Origin of the sequence: Microbulbifer sp. NBRC 101763, assembly GCF_040371615.1 — a bacterium.
GTDB lineage: Bacteria > Pseudomonadota > Gammaproteobacteria > Pseudomonadales > Cellvibrionaceae > Microbulbifer > Microbulbifer variabilis.
On record NZ_BAABQV010000007.1, the window covers coordinates 281,986 to 301,841 of the forward strand.

Annotated in this window: 16 protein-coding genes; all 16 read right to left on the reverse strand. The window is 43.9% G+C overall.

The window, feature by feature from the left end:
- Positions 1-25 precede the first annotated feature (25 nt).
- Positions 26-2,290: a glycosyltransferase family 2 protein gene (locus tag ABWV76_RS18565; RefSeq protein WP_353376919.1), complete on the reverse strand. Its 2,265-nt coding sequence runs from the start codon at positions 2,288-2,290 to the stop codon at positions 26-28.
- Positions 2,291-2,414: 124 nt separating this feature from the next.
- Positions 2,415-3,557 (reverse strand): glycosyltransferase family 92 protein, encoded by a 1,143-nt coding sequence (locus ABWV76_RS18570; RefSeq protein ID WP_353376920.1) that lies wholly within the window; start codon positions 3,555-3,557, stop codon positions 2,415-2,417.
- Between the two features lie 140 nt (positions 3,558-3,697).
- The gene (locus ABWV76_RS18575; protein WP_353376922.1) at positions 3,698-4,258 is read right to left on the reverse strand and encodes a sulfotransferase; all 561 of its coding nucleotides are present in this window, start codon (positions 4,256-4,258) and stop codon (positions 3,698-3,700) included.
- Between the two features lie 136 nt (positions 4,259-4,394).
- Positions 4,395-5,453, reverse strand: a complete 1,059-nt coding sequence (galE, locus tag ABWV76_RS18580; protein ID WP_282951500.1) for a UDP-glucose 4-epimerase GalE — start codon at positions 5,451-5,453, stop codon at positions 4,395-4,397.
- On the reverse strand, positions 5,450-6,385 hold the full coding sequence (gene galU / locus ABWV76_RS18585) for a UTP--glucose-1-phosphate uridylyltransferase GalU (protein ID WP_282951501.1): 936 nt from the start codon (positions 6,383-6,385) through the stop codon (positions 5,450-5,452). Before galU ends, galE begins: the two co-directional genes overlap by 4 nt.
- Positions 6,386-6,457: 72 nt before the next feature.
- On the reverse strand, positions 6,458-7,597 hold the full coding sequence (locus ABWV76_RS18590) for a polysaccharide pyruvyl transferase family protein (RefSeq protein WP_353376923.1): 1,140 nt from the start codon (positions 7,595-7,597) through the stop codon (positions 6,458-6,460).
- An 18-nt stretch (positions 7,598-7,615) separates the two neighbouring features.
- A complete protein-coding gene (locus tag ABWV76_RS18595; protein ID WP_353376924.1) occupies positions 7,616-8,752 on the reverse strand; it encodes a polysaccharide pyruvyl transferase family protein in 1,137 nt (378 codons plus the stop codon).
- Positions 8,753-8,759: 7 nt separating this feature from the next.
- On the reverse strand, positions 8,760-9,707 hold the full coding sequence (locus ABWV76_RS18600; RefSeq protein WP_353376925.1) for a hypothetical protein: 948 nt from the start codon (positions 9,705-9,707) through the stop codon (positions 8,760-8,762).
- On the reverse strand, positions 9,700-10,938 hold the full coding sequence (locus tag ABWV76_RS18605; RefSeq protein WP_353376926.1) for a glycosyltransferase family 4 protein: 1,239 nt from the start codon (positions 10,936-10,938) through the stop codon (positions 9,700-9,702). The genes ABWV76_RS18600 and ABWV76_RS18605 overlap by 8 nt, the downstream gene beginning before the upstream one ends.
- Before the next feature lie 10 nt (positions 10,939-10,948).
- The gene (locus ABWV76_RS18610) at positions 10,949-12,817 is read right to left on the reverse strand and encodes a glycosyltransferase family 2 protein (RefSeq protein ID WP_353376927.1); all 1,869 of its coding nucleotides are present in this window, start codon (positions 12,815-12,817) and stop codon (positions 10,949-10,951) included.
- Between the two features lie 14 nt (positions 12,818-12,831).
- The gene (gene rfbB, locus ABWV76_RS18615) at positions 12,832-13,941 is read right to left on the reverse strand and encodes a dTDP-glucose 4,6-dehydratase (protein ID WP_353376928.1); all 1,110 of its coding nucleotides are present in this window, start codon (positions 13,939-13,941) and stop codon (positions 12,832-12,834) included.
- Between the two features lie 44 nt (positions 13,942-13,985).
- Positions 13,986-14,873 (reverse strand): dTDP-4-dehydrorhamnose reductase, encoded by an 888-nt coding sequence (gene rfbD, locus ABWV76_RS18620; RefSeq protein WP_353376929.1) that lies wholly within the window; start codon positions 14,871-14,873, stop codon positions 13,986-13,988.
- A 138-nt stretch (positions 14,874-15,011) separates the two neighbouring features.
- The gene (gene rfbC, locus ABWV76_RS18625; RefSeq protein ID WP_353376931.1) at positions 15,012-15,560 is read right to left on the reverse strand and encodes a dTDP-4-dehydrorhamnose 3,5-epimerase; all 549 of its coding nucleotides are present in this window, start codon (positions 15,558-15,560) and stop codon (positions 15,012-15,014) included.
- A 126-nt stretch (positions 15,561-15,686) separates the two neighbouring features.
- A complete protein-coding gene (rfbA, locus tag ABWV76_RS18630) occupies positions 15,687-16,625 on the reverse strand; it encodes a glucose-1-phosphate thymidylyltransferase RfbA (RefSeq protein WP_020412102.1) in 939 nt (312 codons plus the stop codon).
- Between the two features lie 300 nt (positions 16,626-16,925).
- Complete coding sequence (locus ABWV76_RS18635) at positions 16,926-18,560, reverse strand: polysaccharide biosynthesis/export family protein (RefSeq protein WP_353376932.1); 1,635 nt, start codon at positions 18,558-18,560, stop codon at positions 16,926-16,928.
- A gap of 93 nt (positions 18,561-18,653) precedes the next feature.
- Positions 18,654-19,772, reverse strand: coding sequence for a KpsE/RkpR family capsule polysaccharide export protein (locus tag ABWV76_RS18640; protein ID WP_353376933.1), 1,119 nt, complete (start codon positions 19,770-19,772; stop codon positions 18,654-18,656).
- Between the last annotated feature and the right edge of the window lie 84 nt (positions 19,773-19,856).

The window sequence follows — 19,856 nt, forward strand, 5'->3', positions numbered from 1 at the left end:
GCTAAGGTGCCTTACTACTTCAGATTTATGCCAATGAGAAGTCCTCATGCACAAGCGTCAGATTAGGATTATAAGCTGGATCAGTATCTAACAACTCTCCCCAACGATTGCGCATATACTGCGCCTCACGCTGCGCACGGCGGCGTTTAGCCAAGGTATTGTCGGCGCCTCGGGAAACTGATTCATGATGGTAGAGTTCCGCATAAGGTGTCCACAGGTTACGATAACCCGCTTCGCGCACCTTGAGACATAAATCCACATCATTAAAAGCCACCGCCAAATTAGCACTGTCCAACCCCCCCACTTCCACGAATACCGCTTTACGTATCAAAAGACACGCGGCTGTCACTGCTGAAAGGTTTTGCACTAAGTGCAGGCGCGAAAAATAACCGTATTCACTACGGTTGAAATACTTGTGGGAATGGCCTGCGACACCTCCAATCCCGAGAATCACTCCACCGTGCTGGATAGTATCATTGGAGTAGTAAAGTTTTGCGCCCACACAGCCGATTTCAGGCCGCTGCGCCTGGCTTACCATCTCTGTCAGCCAGCCTCTGTTGATAGGCTCGATGTCGTTATTCACCAACCCTATAATCTCACCCCTGGCCAGCTCAGCGCCAAAATTATTAATCGCAGAGTAATTGAATGGGTGGTCCCAACGATGCACTGAAACTCTTGTATTAGAAGTACTAATCTCCTTCAGAAAGCGCAATGTTGCCTCGCAACGGCTCTGATTATCCAAAATCAGCACCTCATAATTCGGATAATCTGTTCTGGACAGAATCGCCTCTACACAGGGCTTAAGAATCTCCAGGCCATCCCGAGTTGGAACCAGTAAACTCACCAAAGGAGCAGGCTGAGGAATAGTCCAGTGCACCCGATAGCTGTTTGGTGCTGTACCCGGCTCTGCCATAGCTTGCAACCCTTCACTTTCAAAGTAATCAGTCACCGCTTTTAAGCCCGCCTTGGCTGCATAACTTTTGGCGTCGCCCTCCTGGGCGGTGGAACCATTGATCGCTCGCCAGTGGTATAGTATTTCCGGAATATGTACGACATTACCAGCATTCAGATAGGGCGAACAACGCAGGAGCAAATCGTGATCCTGACTGCCCTCAACCCCCAAGCGGAAGCCTCCTACCCGTGCCACTAGAGATGCCCTTAGCACCGTCAAATGGCAAATATAATTTTGTGACAATAGAAGATCAGGATTCCAATCCGGCTTGAAGTGCGGATCAAAACGCTCACCCAAATGATCAATTTTGTCTTCATCACTATAAAGCAATTGAGCTTGCGGTTTCTTCCGAATCTCCTCTGCCACTCTTTGTAGGGCGTGCGGCGCCAGAGTATCATCATGGTCCAGTAAAGCGATATATTCGCCCTTTACCAAATTTAAAGCGCTATTACTAGCCGCTGAAATATGTCCATTACTTTTCCGGAATTCCACTTGGATGCGTGCATCTTTGGCTTGGTATTCCTTCAAGCAAGCCTTAACCTGTGGTTCCGAAGACGCATCGTCGGCAATACAAAGCTGCCAATTGCCGTAACTTTGTGCTAGTACCGAGTCAACGCAAGCGCACAATAGCTTTAAATCAGTATTGTAAGTAGGGACAACAATTGAAATCAGGGGGCCTGTATTTGTATTTAGGGAAAGCCCCTTATCCGCAGATTCGAGGCGTTTGAGCTCAACGGTTCTGATCCACTCATTATAATCGCGAGACTGACGTCTCTTAATAAAAGTTCTCCCGTAGTGTTCTAACGCCAAATCACGCCAACAACAATTCCTTTCTAAGGCTTCCTCGCGAATGCTCCGCAACACATTCGCTTTTCCCAAGTTACGAAACTTAAAGTGCATATTGTTGAGACGCTGAGCCAAGCGATCATAAGCAAACTGGGGCAAAAGTCTGACTAAGTTAAAACGCTTTACTGAAAATAGCCCCACAGATTCCATGGGGTCAAAACGTACTGCCTGTGGTCGAGCAGAAAGGTATACCAGGCGCTTGGTGACTTTACCGGATTTAATAGGAATAAAAATGCTGTCAGATTCACTTAAACCAGCCCCATAATCAAAGTAGATCTTTGAATCTATAGAAGACTGATTATAGTTCAAAGCAATTTCCACCATATACCATCCGGCACTGGGCATCCGTCCCTTTACCAAAAATTGCGGATCTTTTCCCTCAGAATACCAGTCAAAATTCATCGAAGCATCACTAGCCCGACTAATAGCAAGTGCTGGCTTAAGCCTGGAGATCAAATCAATACGAAACAGGGACTTCAAAAATTTAAACACCAGTATTAAATCCCGCTATTTAATTGTGCACTTTACCGTGCTTGTTATGCGTACCGGAATAACCTTACTTTCAAGTTTAGCTACTTGTTCCAATGCCATATCCGGCCATATATAAGGTTTCTTCCTAAGCGCTAATATCCAACTTAAAGTTAACCTTCGCTTCAACAGTCGTACCGTATATATACGCCTCAATTTTATCTTCGCTAGTGATAACCTTCTTGGGTTTAAAACTGAAGCCACATTGTAGCCTTTTGGAAAGCCCCTTACGTACAACATCGGGGCGCGCCCGACTCAAATCGACAAGGTGTTCTACGCCATTGACCAACAAGCGAATCTTTACAGGACAATCAGACTCTGTAACAGCCCAACCGGTAATCAGCTCAGGCTTAACATCAACAAACGCTTTCCCGTAACAGAGGAATGGGGTTTCTGCACCAATACGATCCCTCAGGGCTGCAACGCCTGCCTTCACGTCATCAACATAGCAGAGCAGTGCCTTATCTCTCTCATCATTTAAATCGTGCGCCTTAAAGTAAGCCTCACCCTTTTTTCTCTCTGCACTGCCAGCTCCAGAGCCTTTGTGCTCCTTTTTCATAACATGCTCATGACGGGACTTAACCACATAATGATTAACTCTTATCCCATCATAGAGAACCTTGCTCGTCTTGGGCTCACACGGACTGCCATTCTCAAAGACCGTTGGTTGAAGATTCCCTGAATAATAACGTCCAGATTTAAGGATACATTCATGAACATGCATCCTCTCTACCATAGAGGGCTTTAAGATCGTCTTGATATGTCGATTGAAATCATGATCTTGTTTTGAGGCATATGTAAAACGCTCAATTACCAAGCCCTCATCCTTGAATTTATGACCGGACGACCCAAAGTTTCGCCAATTGAGTGCCAGAGCACCAGCATCCTCTAGTGCATAAAAATCAGATAAAACATCCTTTAAATTACTGCCATTTGTGCTGACAAGAAATTCATCGGCATCAATAAAACACAAAAGGTCAACTTCATTACCGAACCGATGCAACATATTATTATAAGCAGGCATCTGTGGACCACCGGTACCAACTCTGGGGAAATAAACCCTTTTTATCACACCGAGGCTGTCCAGTGCTTCCAATAACTGTGAGGATCCATCATCACTGACATTATCAGCAATATAAAAGGCATCAACACCTATCAACTGGTGATAGACAATCCATTCAAGAATATACTCATATTCATTTTTAAAAATCGCAGCGATTCCAAACTTCATTCGCGCTCCAAAAGACCATCTTTAGTCAACTATTCTAAAAAGTTTCGAAAGTGGTCACTATTAAAATAACGTATAATCTAACAGGAGTGACAATCAGAAAAGTGCAGACACACTTTATCTCAGTCGTAGCACCAACCATACTAACAGCTGGTCCGGTGATCATGTCTGTAAAAAGAAGCCTGCATTTTTGAACAGCCAGTAAATTTTTTTATCTTGCTTCCATCATCGTTTTCAATATCAAATAGAAGGAAGTTCTCACACCCATAAAAATACTGAAGCACATTTGAATGATGCTTGTACCACTCGTACTTCCAACGATCTATAACGCCTTCACGGTTACACGAGTAGATTTGTTCAAAACGCCGCAAGTAACTTCCATCACCGTGATTAAGGCGACTCTTTATCCATTTATCCACAGGGCGTGTATTTAATATAAAAAGAGAACCTGGGTACTGTCGGTCCAGTTCCTGATAGTATTTTTCGAAGGCATATAGGCACCGACTTGAAACCAGCTCCATATCGCTAAAGAAATCGAAATCTTCATATCCACTCAGCAATGGCCGTCCATGTAGATAGTTATCTTCAATCTGTAAAGCCAAGTTCCCATGATCCCAGTGAATAGCTTTATAGCCATTGCGCAAGAAAAAGTGGTTCAGGCTTGTCGTACCACACTTATTAAAGCCAATCTGAAATACTTTCATGCTAAAAATCTAAAAAACTTGTTTATTCAATGCCGAGCTAACTTAACGCTGTCAACACAGTGCATAGTGAGACGTTCGCGAGATTCTCTATTTTCTTCTGCTATTTTCAAGAAAATATCGCTAGCGCCATTTTCATCTACTTATTGGTAGCAACAGCGCCATAGCCATGGGGGTTTTTACTCTGCCACCGCCAAGTATCGGCCATCATCTGCTCCAACCCCAGATTTGCAACCCACCCCAATTCACATTTTGCCTTGGAAGCATCAGCCCAAAAAGCTGGCAGGTCGCCTGCACGACGTGGTGACAGCCGATAGGGAACTGTTACACCTGAAGCCCGTTCAAAAGCTCGAACTATTTCCAGTACAGAAGTGCCCCGACCGGTCCCAAGGTTAAATGCTTCTGCGCCTGACTTATCTGCCAGCCACTCCAAGGCTCGAACGTGCCCTATCGCCAAATCCACTACATGAAGGTAATCCCGCAGACAGGTGCCATCCGGTGTGGGGTAGTCATCGCCAAATATCGATAACTCGTTGCGCTTACCCACTGCAACCTGGGCGATATAAGGTAGCAGGTTGTTAGGTATTCCCTGAGGATCTTCTCCAATCAATCCAGAAGGATGCGCACCAACAGGATTAAAATATCGAAGGAGTGCCACAGAAAGCTCTGGGTTCGCAGCGGCCGCATCCCGTAAAACCTGCTCTACCATCCATTTACTGGTGCCATATGGGTTACTGGTGCGACCAGTTTGTAGAGTTTCCACATAAGGCACAGGGGCCTCACTACCATAAACAGTGGCGGAAGAGCTGAACACCAGCTGCTTAACTCCAAACGCCTGCATAGCCTCCAGTAATACCAGACTGCCACTAACATTACTCTGGTAGTAGTCGATCGGCTTCTGTGAAGATTCACCTACTGCCTTCAGTCCGGCAAAATGAATTACGGCATGAATCACATTCTCAGTAAAAATTTGGTCTAGCAGTTTGCGGTTTCTAATATCACCACGATAGAAGCGAACCGGTTTGCCGCTAATCGCCTGTACTCTTTGTAAAGCTACTTCGGAGCTATTGCACAGGCTATCGATAACTACAGCCTCAAACCCAGCCTCTTGTAATGCCACCAGGGTGTGAGAGCCAATGTAACCCGCGCCACCGGTAACCAATACCCGTCTACCCATCGTTTCGCTATTCTCAATCATGCAGCAGCATCCTCTGGAAGCTGGATCTGACTATCGGAAGCCATATCCCCAGATAGCATCAACGTATTCAAATAAGCCCGGTAATCTTCTGCTAAATCTGGATGGCGCAATCCGTATTCAACATTTGCCTTTAGATAGCCCAACTTAGAGCCACAATCATGACTCTTGCCGACCATACGATAAGCCTCAACTGTTTCCTGTGTCATCAGCTCTGCAATAGCATCAGTAAGCTGAATTTCGTTACTGGCACCTGGTAATGTCTGCTCAAGTAAGGGCCATAGCTTGCGTGACAATACATAGCGTCCAACCACTGCTAAATTCGATGGCGCTTCAGCTGCAGGAGGCTTTTCCACAATGGCTGTCATTGGCTGCGAGGCATTTGGAGACAACGCCGCTCCCTGACAATCCGCCACGCCATATTTATGCACTTCTTCTACCGGAACCGGCTCAACCATCACCTGACTAACACCAATCCGATTGAATCGCGACAACATTTGCGCCAAATTATCCCGGCAGAGATTAGAAGCTGCATCATCGATAATGACGTCCGGAAGTAACACCGCAAAATCCTCATCACCCACCAATGGTCGGGCGCATAAGATAGCATGCCCCAACCCCTTCGCCTCACCCTGGCGTACATGCATGATAGTAACGTCTTTCGGGCAGATGGACCGAACCTCATCCAATAGCTGTCGTTTGACCCTGGCCTCTAGGGTAGCCTCCAACTCAAAACTGGTATCGAAATGGTTTTCGATAGAGTTCTTACTGGAATGGGTAACCAACACAATATGTTTTATCCCAGCGGCAACCGCCTCATTGACCACATACTGAATAAGCGGTTTATCGACGATAGGCAGCATTTCTTTGGGAATAGCCTTGGTGGCCGGCAGCATACGGGTTCCCAAGCCGGCAACAGGTAAAATTGCTTTCATTTAAATTCGCATTGTATCTACAAACAATTAATATAAAGAATAAAAATCCTTTTAAAATTTCTACTTTACTTTCTAATCAACCAAGGCTTTTAGAGAACGCCCTAATGGAACACTATTATCATCAAGAAATTTTTCCATTTTTTTCGCAAGCTCTAGCCTATTCCTATCAAATTCTTCAAAATCCCAATCTTTAAGAATTGACTCAATCTGAGATTTGCTTATTCCAGCCTCAAAAGAACTCGCTGATGCATGGGGGATTTTCATTTTTTCACAAAGCTCATGTGTCCTAGAATCAATATACAAACAAATAGCAGGAACACCAGATTGTATTGCAGACTGAACACCGTGGATTCTAGTACCAACAACGACATCCGTAGATCTGTGAGATAGCATCCAATTTACAGCATCATTATATAGTCTAAAATTTTTTCTAACTGCGCTCCTAAATTCTGCTTCAGAAAATCCAGAAGATGAAAAAGCAGGGAATATCTTCTCAAAGGATTTTTCGAAATCATCATCGGAAAAATTTGCCGCCAGCGATATAAAACTCTCAGGATGCTGAACAATATAATCACCATCTGATTGCACGGCCATCCTTAGCAAAGATGCCTCTAGACTTCTTAGTTCTTTATTGAATGGACTACCCGCAGCTATGTTTATTCTCTCCAGTTTATTTCCACATATTTTCTTATAGATATTTTCCCCTAATCTCTTATCGGAGGATATGAAATTAGTTTGGCATCCTATTGATACCACGTTGTTAGAAAATCCCAGTTTTTCCATCAAACTTAAAGTGTAATCCCCTCGCAGTGTTATTGTTGCCCCCTTCCTGCGTTCGAAAAAATCTTTAAGCCAAGAGATTGTTCCTCCTGGTATGAAACTAATGTCATCTGTTTTGGTTTTTACTTGCGCCCCCAACCCCAAACCAATCACAGGAACATTCAAATTACAAAGTGACAGCCCTCTTTTTGACAAATCAGTATGAAACCCGAGTTGATTTGCAAGTGAAAGCACAATACCAGCACCCTCACGATTAAAAATCGACGTATCAGTGCCAACACTCATCGGCCTACCTGAAAAATCAATAACGCACTGCGTAGCAAAGTAGTAAATTAAATTTCCAGTATTACCACTAAACTGTGATTTATATTTATTAATATCATTCGGGAAAAATTTTTTCCCATAACCTGGACCAACATAGCTCCACTTCACAAAAGCAACCCCAATTTTTTAATTTACAAACTCAGTAAGCTTATTGCAAACTGAAATATCATAAGCAGCTAAAACATCAAGATATCTTTTTATCAGAGCTTTTCGATTCTTGTCATAAGCCGCCCCATCAAATTTACAACCATCTACCATGTCTGCAACACCTCCAGCTACAAACATATCCCAAGAGCAAGTTGGCAGCATCATAATATCTGCAAGCTCACTTGTTCTCGTATCATGGGAAACAAACAATGATGGGACATAACTTTGGAAAGCAAGCATGTTTCCATGTAATCGTGTACCAACTGACAAATCAAACTTTCGAACATATTCCATCCAGGCCTCTGCATTAAAAAAAGTAACAAACCGTTCTTTAACAAAGCGCTCGAATACATCTCTTGACTCACCAGGACACCATAAGTCAGCCTGATGAAGCATATGATGATTTTCCTCATCATATGCGTCTCCACGTGCTAAAGAAACTAATTCAAGGGGATTCTGGCATACAACCTCGAAATAGTTTTTCTTTATTGATAAATGAAATCCATCAAAAACTTTTTTAAATTTTTTCCTGTGCGCATCAATATTTACCAAAATACTTAATTTTTCTTCTGGCATATTCTTTAATGCTCTTAAAGAACTCTCACTCTTTACACCCAACTCAGGATCTAAATTTGTAAAATTTGATGGGCACCCTACAATCTCTACATTATTAACCCCAAATGACTCAAGGAGTGTAGCCGTATATTCTCCTCGAACAGCGATTTTCGTAGCTAAGTCACTCAAAACTTTAGCAAACCTAATAGTCCCTTCCTTAAACTTAACCCCCTCATTCTTGTGAGTCGCTTGCGCCCCTAGGCCAACCACTAAGACTGGGAGGTTTGCTTTTTCCAGCTTGTCTGCCAAACTTCCCATATCCCGATCAGGATGTATAAAATTTGACGCAGGAAGAACAATTAGATCAAACTCACTTTGAATTTTCTCAGGATTGAAATTCCAACCTTCGATATACTTCTTATCACCTAAAACCTGTCGATCTACTGCATTCCAAAATGCATAATTTCCCGTGTTATTCCCAGAATTTAAAAAAGCTTCTTCTGTATTTTTATTAAATGATGACCCATTTGGGTTAGCACCAACAAATGCTATTCTTTTCATACAGCACCTAAGGAATTAACTTTTGAATAAAGAAATCGACTAGACATTCAGATTCGGACAATGGATTCCATTCAAATCCACTTATACCATTTACCAAGGGTTCAGAAACTATAAATTCACTCATATCAGTTCCGATACAGAATTTATCAGCAAACTTCCTATTTGACTCAGAGTAATACCCCATCAATACCCTTGCATAATATTTTGGGAGTACAAACTCAACATCCTGATTGTTAAAGGAGATAAACTCTTCCAGCAGCTCTGGCGCAGACACGCCTCTCCGATTAAGAGCCAGCTTTAAAAGAACCTCTCTCTTTTTCAGGGAGTAATTCGCTCCTTTTGAATCTGGAATAGCGTAACCTGATAAATTTCCAGATATACCACAGACCTCAAAGAACTGTTCCTCTATCTTTTGGTTTGAACTTCGCACCTGATCAAAATTAATGATCGATACTTTCGCTCCAAGATCTACCCATTCCTGACAGTTGGCATAATAATCCAGAAGGCTATCTTTTTTTGACCAAACAAGATTAGAAGTTCTACCTAAAGCTTTTACATCCTGGTTAAATCCTGAAGCCAGTAACTTGTCTTGTCTACGAACGGTATAGATAACCTCTACTTCATCAAAATAGGAAGAGAAGTAACTCAAAACCGACTTCTTATCGGAGAGCGTAAAATACTCAGATGAACAGATAGCTACAGAGCCTGTGCTAAATGTAGTCAGTTTTTTGGATATTTCAGATAACTTTTTTTCCTGCAACAATCCGTTAATATCTTCGCGCTTTCGTAAGCGAGCATCCCCAATATGCTCACATGCAATAATATGTGGATCCCGCCCCGATATAACATCAACATCGTGATCACCTTTTAGCCTTTTTGCATTCAGGTTCATATAGGCTTGAATATAACTGGTGCCCGTCTTAGGCATTCCGACATGCAGATATAGTTTAGCCATGATAAATACCCATATGTTTATCTGCGCATTCACTAACAGTTAGAGGTTTCGGAATATTACTTGCGATCAGGTTCCAGCTACTATCCTCTCCACAAGCCTTCAGTATTGCCTGTTTCAGAGAATTACTACTCCCGTTACGGAAATGATGCCCACTTATATTATCGGAAATTTTTTCAACCATACCGCCGATATCACTACCGATCAAAGGACGGCCATGGTTAAAGGCCTCCTGAATAACCATCGGTGAGTTTTCCCACCATACCGAAGGAATAATCACCCAGTCGGCTTGCTCCATTAAGCGACCTATTTCATGGGACTCATAGGATCCATGCAAGGTAACCAAATCGCCCAGATCCTCTAACAACCCAAGAATTTTCTCCTGAAACTCTTCCGTCTGGCCTTGTAAATTAGCTCCGTGAATATCCAAGTGAACCTTCTCTTGGATATCTTCGGGCAACAGTTTAAAGGCCTCCAGCAATACATCTACACCTTTAAAAGGATTGATCTGACCAAAGAAAGCGAAACGGCCGCGCCCTTCCCCTTCTGCTAAGGGACGAGGTGCAGGCGTTTCGATCTCCGGCTGGCCATTTTCGATCATTACCATTTTTTCTTCGGGGATTCCCCAGGCTTTATAGCGCTCAATCAGAAAATGACTGGGTGAGACGAACATATCCACCAAGTTAAAAATGGATTTGATATACTTCTCCCGCAGGAAGAAGTCCGCTGCAGAGCGCTCGGGGAAACAACGTGCACAGTCAGTGGGAGATGACTTATAACAAAGCTTCATCTGTTTGCCTGGCTTAACCATTTGGCCATTATTAGCACAGATAGCTAAATATTCGTGCAGTGTTACAACAAGACGTGCATCCGGTAAGGTATTTCTTACCTCACGGATCAATTCCAACCCCATATGAATGTAATGATGAAAATGTACTACAGTCGGTTTGTAGCGCTTTAATAATGCACGAAATTCCTGCCAAACATGCTTTTTACAACCCGATTGGAACAGGAAAAAATCGGACATATGGGTATGGAATAGAATCTCTTTGTCCGAATTAATAGTGGAGAAAGCAGATCCTCCATGGGAAGGCTGGTCGGTACGTGCCAAAAAAACAGTGTCCAAGCCCAGTCGTTCGTATTCCTTAAACAGGTTATAGGCGGCCACTTCTGCACCACCCTTGCTGTGATCCGGGTGACCGTGGGAAACAATCAGTATTCTGTGTTCAGTCATTGATAATTCCTTAACGAACCAGCTGTTCAATCAGGCTTCCCCAGCGCTCGGTATGTTGCCAGGCGTTATAAAGGGTGATTTTAAATTTCCAGTCTCTATTTTCGAACAAATTTTGTGACATCCGCTCCAGGTGGTAGAGCTTTTCATCGGCAAGAACATAGTGACGGTAGCCTGCTTCGCGTAATTTCAAGCAGAGATCAGAATCTTCAAAATCCCCGAGTACATAAGTCTCATCCAGACCATCCGCAGAATCATATAACGCTTTGCTAATAAACATACATGCACCGGTAACTGCCGGTGATTCCATCACAGAATCAATGTCCACCAACCATTCCGGATTACCCTTACCTGGGTGTTCGTTCAACCATAAGTTGCCAAACTGGACGCTATTGGAAAAAGTCATTCCCACATGTTGGATTGTGCCATCATCAAAAACCAACTTTGGTGCAACCACACCGACATCCTTCAGCGAAGATACTTTTTGTTCGATTCTGGATATCCAACCACTGCAGCTAGGAATAATATCTGAATTAAGCAATACTAAGTTATCTGCGCTGGCATAGCGTACTCCGAGATTATTAGCACCGGCATAACCCAAATTACGACCGCCGTAAATCACCTTGAAGCTTACAGGGAACAACATACTGGTGTCATAACAGAAAGGTATAAACGCATCATAGAGCCTGGGGTCATCCAGAACATAAATCAGTTCCGTCTCGGCAAAATCGGCATCCTCAGTAAATTGGGCTATCTGGTGCAGTAAGAAGTCATAGCGACCATATAGCGGCACTATCACACTACGCTTGGGTTCTTTCACCTCTTGCCCGAACTGCAATATTTCCACTTGGGGATCTTCCAGGAGATAGCGCCGATTGGACCAAAGCGCAGACAGTGCCGGGCCAATATATTTACGCATATTGCTCTGGTATTCCCGGCCATCTACATTGAAATTCACCAGCACCTGCTGGCTGGCCTGGGTGATATCTTCACGAACGTTAGACTGCCGAACTGGCACTACGCCCAAGCCGCCCTCTTTTGTAAAAAACAGCATCTCTAGACTGGCCCGCTCTATCAGATGTGGCATGGGCACCCAAGTGAAGAAGCCTGCCTTATAGTTTGGCTCAGCTCTACCGGGAAAGGCCTCTAAGACATCAATACGGTCAAAACGTGCAGATTCCTCGAGCAAATTGAGACTGTAGCTGCCATCAGTAGTACGTAGCACTAAACTTGCCAGATCCCGCTGACCATCAAGTAGCCAGCCAGAAAGGAATAGTCCGTGGCCGGGCACTGCCAGAATACTATCCCAGTGCCAGTCAACCAGAGACTTGAGTTGGCTTTCTTCTAGTTTTTTTAATCCCGGAATTTCAAAGACCCCATTACCCATGCTCTCAAACATCAAGTTGAGCAATTCAGCCTTTTCTCCCGTACGCCAAGTCATACAGTGACCAAATAAGGTTTCACCGGTTAACTCTACAAATGGCTTAAGCTCTACCCCTTTAGACTGGCTGTCAGCACTTACAGTCATGCGCAGAAAAGTGTTTTCCACAGCGACATCATAGGGCCATTCCACTAGGAGGCTATAACCCCAGCAGCTATCACCTTCGAATTTGAAATGTCTGTTTACATCTAATCGAGTAGTTCTCAGGGTATAATAATTAAGCTCACCTACATCCTGAGAGCTGCTGTCCTCTTCACTGCCGATATATTCAAGCCGGAAGTCCAGAGATTTGTATTCAGGGTGGAACGCCCAACCTTGTATCAGCAGATGTCGCCCACCGATAACTCCACATACGTCTACCCATACCTGCACCTGCTCTGAGAACATCTTTTCCTGCACGGATCCAGCAGCCTTGAAACGCTTTCGTATCTTAATACCCATTGATTTATCCATCCTTACTCAGCGGTGCTGTATTGCTGTTCTATCCACTGTCGATAACTGCCATCCATCACTGAAGACCACCAATCCTCGTTTTCTAAATACCAAAGGAGCGTTTTTCGGATGCCAGTTTCAAAGCTCTCCTGTGGTTGATAGCCCAGCTGGCTATTGGATTTCCGTGGGTCTATAGCGTAGCGCCGATCATGAGCAGCCCTGTCGTCCACAAAAATAATAAGATCTTGGGCTTTGCCAGCTATTACAGAAGTTGCCTGCGGATACCTGTTGGCAAGTATTGGTTGAGCTTCAAACTCTCTATTCATCAACTCACAAATCATTTTTACGATATTGATGTTGGTCCATTCGTTAATTCCCCCAATGTTGTAACACTCGCCCAGTTCGCCTTTGCGGATTACCAAATCGATACCTCGAGCATGATCCTCAACATAGAGCCAATCACGAATTTGCTGGCCATCACCATAAATTGGCAATGGCTTGTCTTGTAAGATATTGGTGATCAGCAACGGGATCAGCTTTTCCGGAAAATGGTAGGGACCATAATTGTTTGAGCAATTACTGGTGGTTACCTTTAGTCCGTAAGTGTGGTGGTAGGCGCGTACCAGATGATCTGATGCGGCTTTACTCGCTGAATAAGGACTATTAGGTGCGTAAGGGGTAGCCTCACTAAATGCCGGTTCTTCAGCTTCGAGAGTTCCGTATACTTCATCAGTTGAAACATGATGGAAACGGTGTATCTCGCGATTGACCCCCTCTTCCAGCCAAACTTTTTTTGCCGCTTTAAGTAGGCTATGAGTACCTATGATATTGGTCTGAATAAATACATCGGGACCACTGATAGAGCGATCTACATGGCTTTCCGCCGCAAAGTGTACCAATGTATCTATACGATGCTCTCTGAGAAGCGTTTCTACTAGATCAGTGTCACAGATGTCACCCTGGTAAAACTGGAAATTTGGACAATCCTTTACCGAATTCAAACTTTTGAGATTACCTGCATAAGTTAATGCATCTAACACGATAACTGTATCTTGCGGATAATTTTCTATCCAGTAGTGCACAAAGTTGGCACCTATAAAACCAGCGCCGCCAGTTACCAGTAAGTTTTTCATCTTAAGATCACTATTAATTTTAGTTCTTAAATATTAAAAGGGGGTTATTGCTCAACATTTCGCTGAAGTGCTTTATGAGATAAGGCAAATCTCAACGAATCACGCCAGTTCCTCAACTCCATACCTAGCTCATCAACTAAACGGCTCTTATCCAACACGCTGTAAGCGGGTCTTCTTGCAAGGGTAGGGTAATCCTTCGTTGCAATAGCTTTAATGATCAATTCCTTATCAAGGGGAATCCGGCCACTTGCCTTTCCCTCTTCAAAGATAGCTACTGCAAAGTCATACCAGCTGGCCACACCGAGATCTGTACAATGATAAATACCATACGCCTCTTTACTTTCGGCCAAGCAAAATAGAGCTTGCGCAATGGATCCGGTCCATGTCGGTGTTCCCACCTGATCAGCCACTACTCCTAGCTCATCGCGCTCACTCATCAGGCGTAACATCGTATTAACAAAATTTTTACCATGGGCAGCATAGACCCAGGCTGTTCTTAAAATTATTGCTTCAGGAATTATATTCTGAACAGCGGACTCACCTTCAGCTTTACTGCTTCCATAGACGCCAAGTGGATTTACGGTATCTGATACTAAATAGGGAGAAGATTTTTCACCATCAAAAACAAAATCCGTTGATACATGTAGAAAACGTAAATTAAACTCTTTACAGGCGTGAGCCAGATTTTCTGCACCAAGCGTATTTATAGAGAAAGCTTTTTCTTTCTCTTGCTCAGCCTTATCTACTGCAGTGTAGGCTGCTGCATTAATAATCACGTCAGGGCAAAAATGTTCGACTGCCGAAAATACAGCTGCTCTATCAGAAATATCCAGTTCTTCTTTAGCTAGAGACACCAGTTCAAACTCATTGGGGCACTGCTGCTGAAGCTCAGTGGCCAGCTGCCCATTCTTCCCAGTTACTAGAATTTTCATAAGTGTCTCTTGTGCCTGCTTACCAATACACTAAAAGCAGCTCAGTTTGCCGCTCAAAAAAAGATGTTTCCGATTCAACGAGACTGAATTACAACCAGAAGGGTAATTACACTCTTTTAAGGAAATAAGTCCTAAATTTCAGGCGAAATAGGTAGCATCCTTAAAGTATTTCCCATCCCGATCTTTCGGCGATAGCTGTGGCTGTTCATCACCAACGAGCGGCCATTCTATGTTCAAATCCGGGTCATTCCAAACAATCGACTGCTCATACTTTGGTGCATAATAATCCGTACATTTATAGACAAATTCGGCAGATTCGCTAGTAACATAAAACCCGTGCGCAAAACCTTCGGGCACCCAGAGCTGTCTTCTATTCTCTGCAGAAAGATAAACACCAACCCACATACCAAAAGTGTTTGAACCTTTGCGTAGATCCACGGCAACATCAAAAACCTCGCCTTGAGTCACCCTAACTAATTTACCCTGCGTCTGCTCAGTCTGATAATGTAAGCCACGCAGTATCCCCAGAGAAGATTTACTATGATTGTCCTGCACAAAGACTCTCTCAGCGCACTCTCTATTAAAAACGTCATCTCGAAAAGACTCAAAAAAGAAGCCACGCTCATCCCCAAATACTTTGGGTTCGATAATTTTTACATCGGGAATTTTTGTTTCAATGATTTTCATACAACATTAGTAATCACAAAGTAAGAGGGGAAGGCGCCGGCTGACGGCCCATCATGAACAACCGGCAATATTGCAATAGCCTACTGACTAAAATTTATGGCTCGAATTATCCCGAAGCAATTCTTTTTATGTCCCTAGTGCGTATCGTCGTGCATTCAGAGTTGAACTCTCTCCACTCTCAATCAGTATTTGCATCAGGTATTTGCCGTAACCACTCTTCATTAGCGGATGGGCTTGCTTTTCCAAGTCTTCAGCGCTTATAAACCCTTTACGATAGGCAACTTCTTCCGGGCAAGCTATTTTTTGACCCTGACGCCGCTCAATAGTCTGAACAAAATGTGCAGCTTCCAACAGATTGTCATGGGTACCAGTATCCAGCCAGGCGCTTCCTCGTCCGAGTCGCTCTACGTCAAGTTGCCCTTCATTCAGATAGACCTTATTAATATCGGTAATTTCCAGTTCACCACGAGCACTAGGTTTAATTTCCCGGGCAATATCACAAACCTGGTTGTCATAAAAATACAAACCCGTAACAGCATGGTTGGACCTTGGATGTTCGGGCTTTTCCTCCAGGCTTATGGCACAGCCTTCGCTATCAAACTCAACTACCCCATAGGCACGAGGGTCCGCAACACGGTACCCAAATACTGTGGCTCCAGCCTCTTTAGCATTGGCATGTTGAAGTATCTGGCTGAAATTCTGTGCGTAGAAAATATTATCACCCAAAACAAGTGCACTTTTATGATTACCCACATGCTCTCTCCCAATCAAGAAGGCCTGGGCGAGACCATCCGGTGAGGGCTGTACTGCATAAGAAATACTGATCCCCCATTGAGCACCATCTTCGAGCAAGCGCTGGTATAGGCACTGTTCCTCTGGTGTAGTGATAATTAAGATGTCTCTGATACCTGCCAACATCAGGGTTGTCAGTGGATAGTAAATCATCGGTTTATCATAGACAGCCATCAGCTGCTTACTTACACCTTTGGTCAGGGGATACAGGCGAGTACCTGAACCTCCAGCTAAGATTATCCCCTTTCTATCAGAAGATCCTTTCACAACCATTTCGCCCACCCTTGAATTTACATCCTTTAATGATCCGAGAACGCCCCTCAGAGATAAATTCAGGGGTTTTTGCCCGGTTTGTTTAATTGGACAGAATGCGATTATCAGTCAAAATTTATTTAAATAATTTTGACGTGCATAGTTACATACAATTAATGAAAACGGTATTACACGTGCCTACACTCGCCAAAAGCTATATTCATAACCGTAAAAGACAGGAGCCAAACTCGGCGGCTCCTGACAATTAATCAGCAATAATGAGGCCAATATGAATAAAAATAACGGGCACCGCGTACCAATTTAGAAGGAGAGAACTGCGGCTGTGCCAACTGCGATACGATAAAGTATCTCGGTGACATCTTTGGTTACTTGTAATTCACTAGACTGTATTTTTGGCATCACCATGATTTCATCTCCGGGGCGCAAACGATCTCCCAGGCGATTATCAAAGTCCCTATCATCAATACGACTGATAGTGCCATCGAGGTGCAAAATAACGAGTTCATCGCGATTAGCATTATTAGCGAATCCACCGGCCAGCTCGATATAGTCCTCTAAAGTACGCTTTTTGCTATACACAAGAGAAGTTGGAAATATAACTTCTCCCACTATTGAAACCGTTGAAGATTTTAGAGGCACTACCAGTTCATCACCATCCTCAAGAAGCATTTTCGCCGCGTTTGGGTTGTTTGCAATCACGACCTGCCCTCTGGGTTCAGCCTTGCGTGCCTGCTCAATGAAATTTTGAATCATCATGGCATTGTCTTTTTGCGCTGACTTCTCCAGATCAGTATTGGGCTGACGCGTTAATACTTCCATTTGCAGGGCATCCAACGAACGATCTAAAGCTGCTCTCTGCCTCTCGGCAACACTTTTACGGTAAAGCTGAATAGAATCTACATCAGCATTGCCTCGGAAACTCAACTGATCTAACAATTCATTGAGTGTTGCTCCATAGGGAAGAACATAGGTAGCTGGACCATCCAGCTCACCCGATACACGTATCGAAATAGACTCAATATCGTTATCTCGTACTAACTCTACTTGTGCTCCAGGGTACAATCGCGTTGTCATAGCATCCGCTAACGGCATGTAATTAGCCTGCTGAACTCCACCAATGACCTGAGTAATTCGGGCAAAATTGGCTTGTGGGTCGGGCTTGGTCACAAGTAGCATTTCCCCAAGCTGGGTATAAGGCCCTACGAATTCCATTTGAGCAGGTTGCTGTACCGCACCTTCCACGGTTACCGATCCATGCCGCCCGCCCACTACAACAACATCACCATTACGAAGCTGGAGAGCTGGCATAATGCCGTCCACCAGGAAGTTGTACAGATTTACTCCTTGTATCTCCTCTCCCTGGCGCATGACTTTAATGTCAACAAAACTACCACTTTCTGCATCAATACCGCTGGCACTATCCAGATAGTACAAAATAGAATCAGAACTAAAGCCGTTGTATAAGCCGGGACTGTTAACATACCCGGTAACAAACACTTTTACCGGCTGACTAGCCTCTAAATTCGCGTACGCTTGTACATTATTTTTAAAGACGCGCTTTACATGCCGCAGGACAAAATCATTCAGCACGCCATTTTTAACGCCTGCAACATGAACAGGCCCAACTTCAGGCACAAAAATATTGCCCTGGGGATCAACTGGCAAGGTGGCACTAAAACTATAAGCACCCCAGAGCTGCAGATTGATTTGATCACCTATAGTGATCCGGTAGTCAGGATTAAAACCGCTAAATGGCTGGTCCTTGAAGGCTCCTTTAAAGAGGGATTCACCAAAAACTGGCACACCTGATCGCGGTATTTCTGTAGGTGCCACTTCATCTATTAGCTGAGTCTCTAGAGCTACAGACTGTATACTGACAAATGAAACTAGTAGCCCTACTCCTAAACCAAAGCTTCTTATTTTCCCTTTAATCATTTTCGTCATTCTTTGTAAATGAAAATTAACTTAGTTAATAAGAGGGCGATATTCGCCGGTTCTATCTATGAGCCAGGTCCTTCCCTGCCCAGGTTACACTCTGTGATCGCGAATGCTGGCGACTAACATTTTTACTATCCCATATAGCATCAATAGTATTATGGCGAGAGTTGTCAGGTTATATAGTTTGTGTGGGTATTCGGCTTCCTCGGCAAGAGAAGGCTGAGTCACTACCATTAAATGTTTTAGCTTACCTGAAGCCTCCATTCGGGCAGTTTCCAGTGCTTTCAAAGAAGCCGCGTAGGCATCAGTAGCAAATTGAAGGTCTAACTCCAGATTTTGAAAATGCGCTCCCAAGCTATTAAGCCTCTGGTCGCCCTCTTCCTCACCGATACCGACCAAGCGAACCTTCTCCATTTCAATTTGCTTTTCCAGTGCTCCAATTTCGGCCATCATGGAAACAATTTGCGAGGAGTCTGTATTCAGGTAGGTTTTAGCTGCAGTGAGATTCGCCCGCTGCTCTGCCAAGCGAGCTTCCAGGCCTTGAATAATGCTGCTTATCCCCTTGGTTAACTCCTCCGGGCTAACCACATTATTGCTGTTCTGGAAATCAAGAATCTCCTGTTTAGTACTTCGTAACTTGCTTTGCGCCAGTTCGACTTCGGTTTTCACAAAGGCAACTTGCTTGTCAGCCAGCTGATTGCTCACCGCATTGACAAAGTCTTCAGATTTTTGAGTAACTGTCTCCACCAAGAGCTGCGCAAAAGTAGGGTCATAGGCCTGCATATCTATTGTGATGATACCTGTAGTCTCATCATGGCCTACGTTGATATGGCTCCGGTAATACTCCAGGTAGTCTTCTTGCGTAGCATCTAGAGCCAGCCTGGAGAAAATGTCATGGTGATCGCTCTGGTAATACTCAGCCAACTTCAGTTTTTCATCGAGATACAGAGCCATATCCAGAGACTGGATATAGTTGACCACCAGGAAGGCATCCTGATTATCTGTGCCGACTCCTGGCATAAGGAAACCCAGAGCTGGTGAGGCCACTTGACTGGAACCGCTATCTTTTACAATTAGCTGGGTGCTACTTAGATAGCGCTCAGAAACCCAGAAAAGATAGTAAGCACTGACCATGATAAGTGGTAAGACAACAAACAGGGTGATACCACGCCACCGATAGAGATGATCTTTAATTGTTTTATCTTTCACTGATGCATTTTCCCCCACCCATTGCTTTAAGCTCTTAAAAGCGTTCCGTAGAGTGCTTTTCGCTTTATACTTGGCAAGGTCCAT

Coding starts and splice junctions, on each gene's coding strand:
- ABWV76_RS18570 (WP_353376920.1), bottom strand. CDS start 3,557: ATGAAGTTTGGAATCGCTGCGATTTTTAAAAATGAATATGAGTATATT.
- ABWV76_RS18575 (WP_353376922.1), bottom strand. CDS start 4,258: ATGAAAGTATTTCAGATTGGCTTTAATAAGTGTGGTACGACAAGCCTG.
- galE (WP_282951500.1), bottom strand. CDS start 5,453: ATGATTGAGAATAGCGAAACGATGGGTAGACGGGTATTGGTTACCGGT.
- galU (WP_282951501.1), bottom strand. CDS start 6,385: ATGAAAGCAATTTTACCTGTTGCCGGCTTGGGAACCCGTATGCTGCCG.
- ABWV76_RS18595 (WP_353376924.1), bottom strand. CDS start 8,752: ATGAAAAGAATAGCATTTGTTGGTGCTAACCCAAATGGGTCATCATTT.
- ABWV76_RS18600 (WP_353376925.1), bottom strand. CDS start 9,707: ATGGCTAAACTATATCTGCATGTCGGAATGCCTAAGACGGGCACCAGT.
- ABWV76_RS18605 (WP_353376926.1), bottom strand. CDS start 10,938: ATGACTGAACACAGAATACTGATTGTTTCCCACGGTCACCCGGATCAC.
- ABWV76_RS18610 (WP_353376927.1), bottom strand. CDS start 12,817: ATGGGTATTAAGATACGAAAGCGTTTCAAGGCTGCTGGATCCGTGCAG.
- rfbB (WP_353376928.1), bottom strand. CDS start 13,941: ATGAAAAACTTACTGGTAACTGGCGGCGCTGGTTTTATAGGTGCCAAC.
- rfbD (WP_353376929.1), bottom strand. CDS start 14,873: ATGAAAATTCTAGTAACTGGGAAGAATGGGCAGCTGGCCACTGAGCTT.
- rfbC (WP_353376931.1), bottom strand. CDS start 15,560: ATGAAAATCATTGAAACAAAAATTCCCGATGTAAAAATTATCGAACCC.
- rfbA (WP_020412102.1), bottom strand. CDS start 16,625: ATGGTTGTGAAAGGATCTTCTGATAGAAAGGGGATAATCTTAGCTGGA.
- ABWV76_RS18635 (WP_353376932.1), bottom strand. CDS start 18,560: ATGATTAAAGGGAAAATAAGAAGCTTTGGTTTAGGAGTAGGGCTACTA.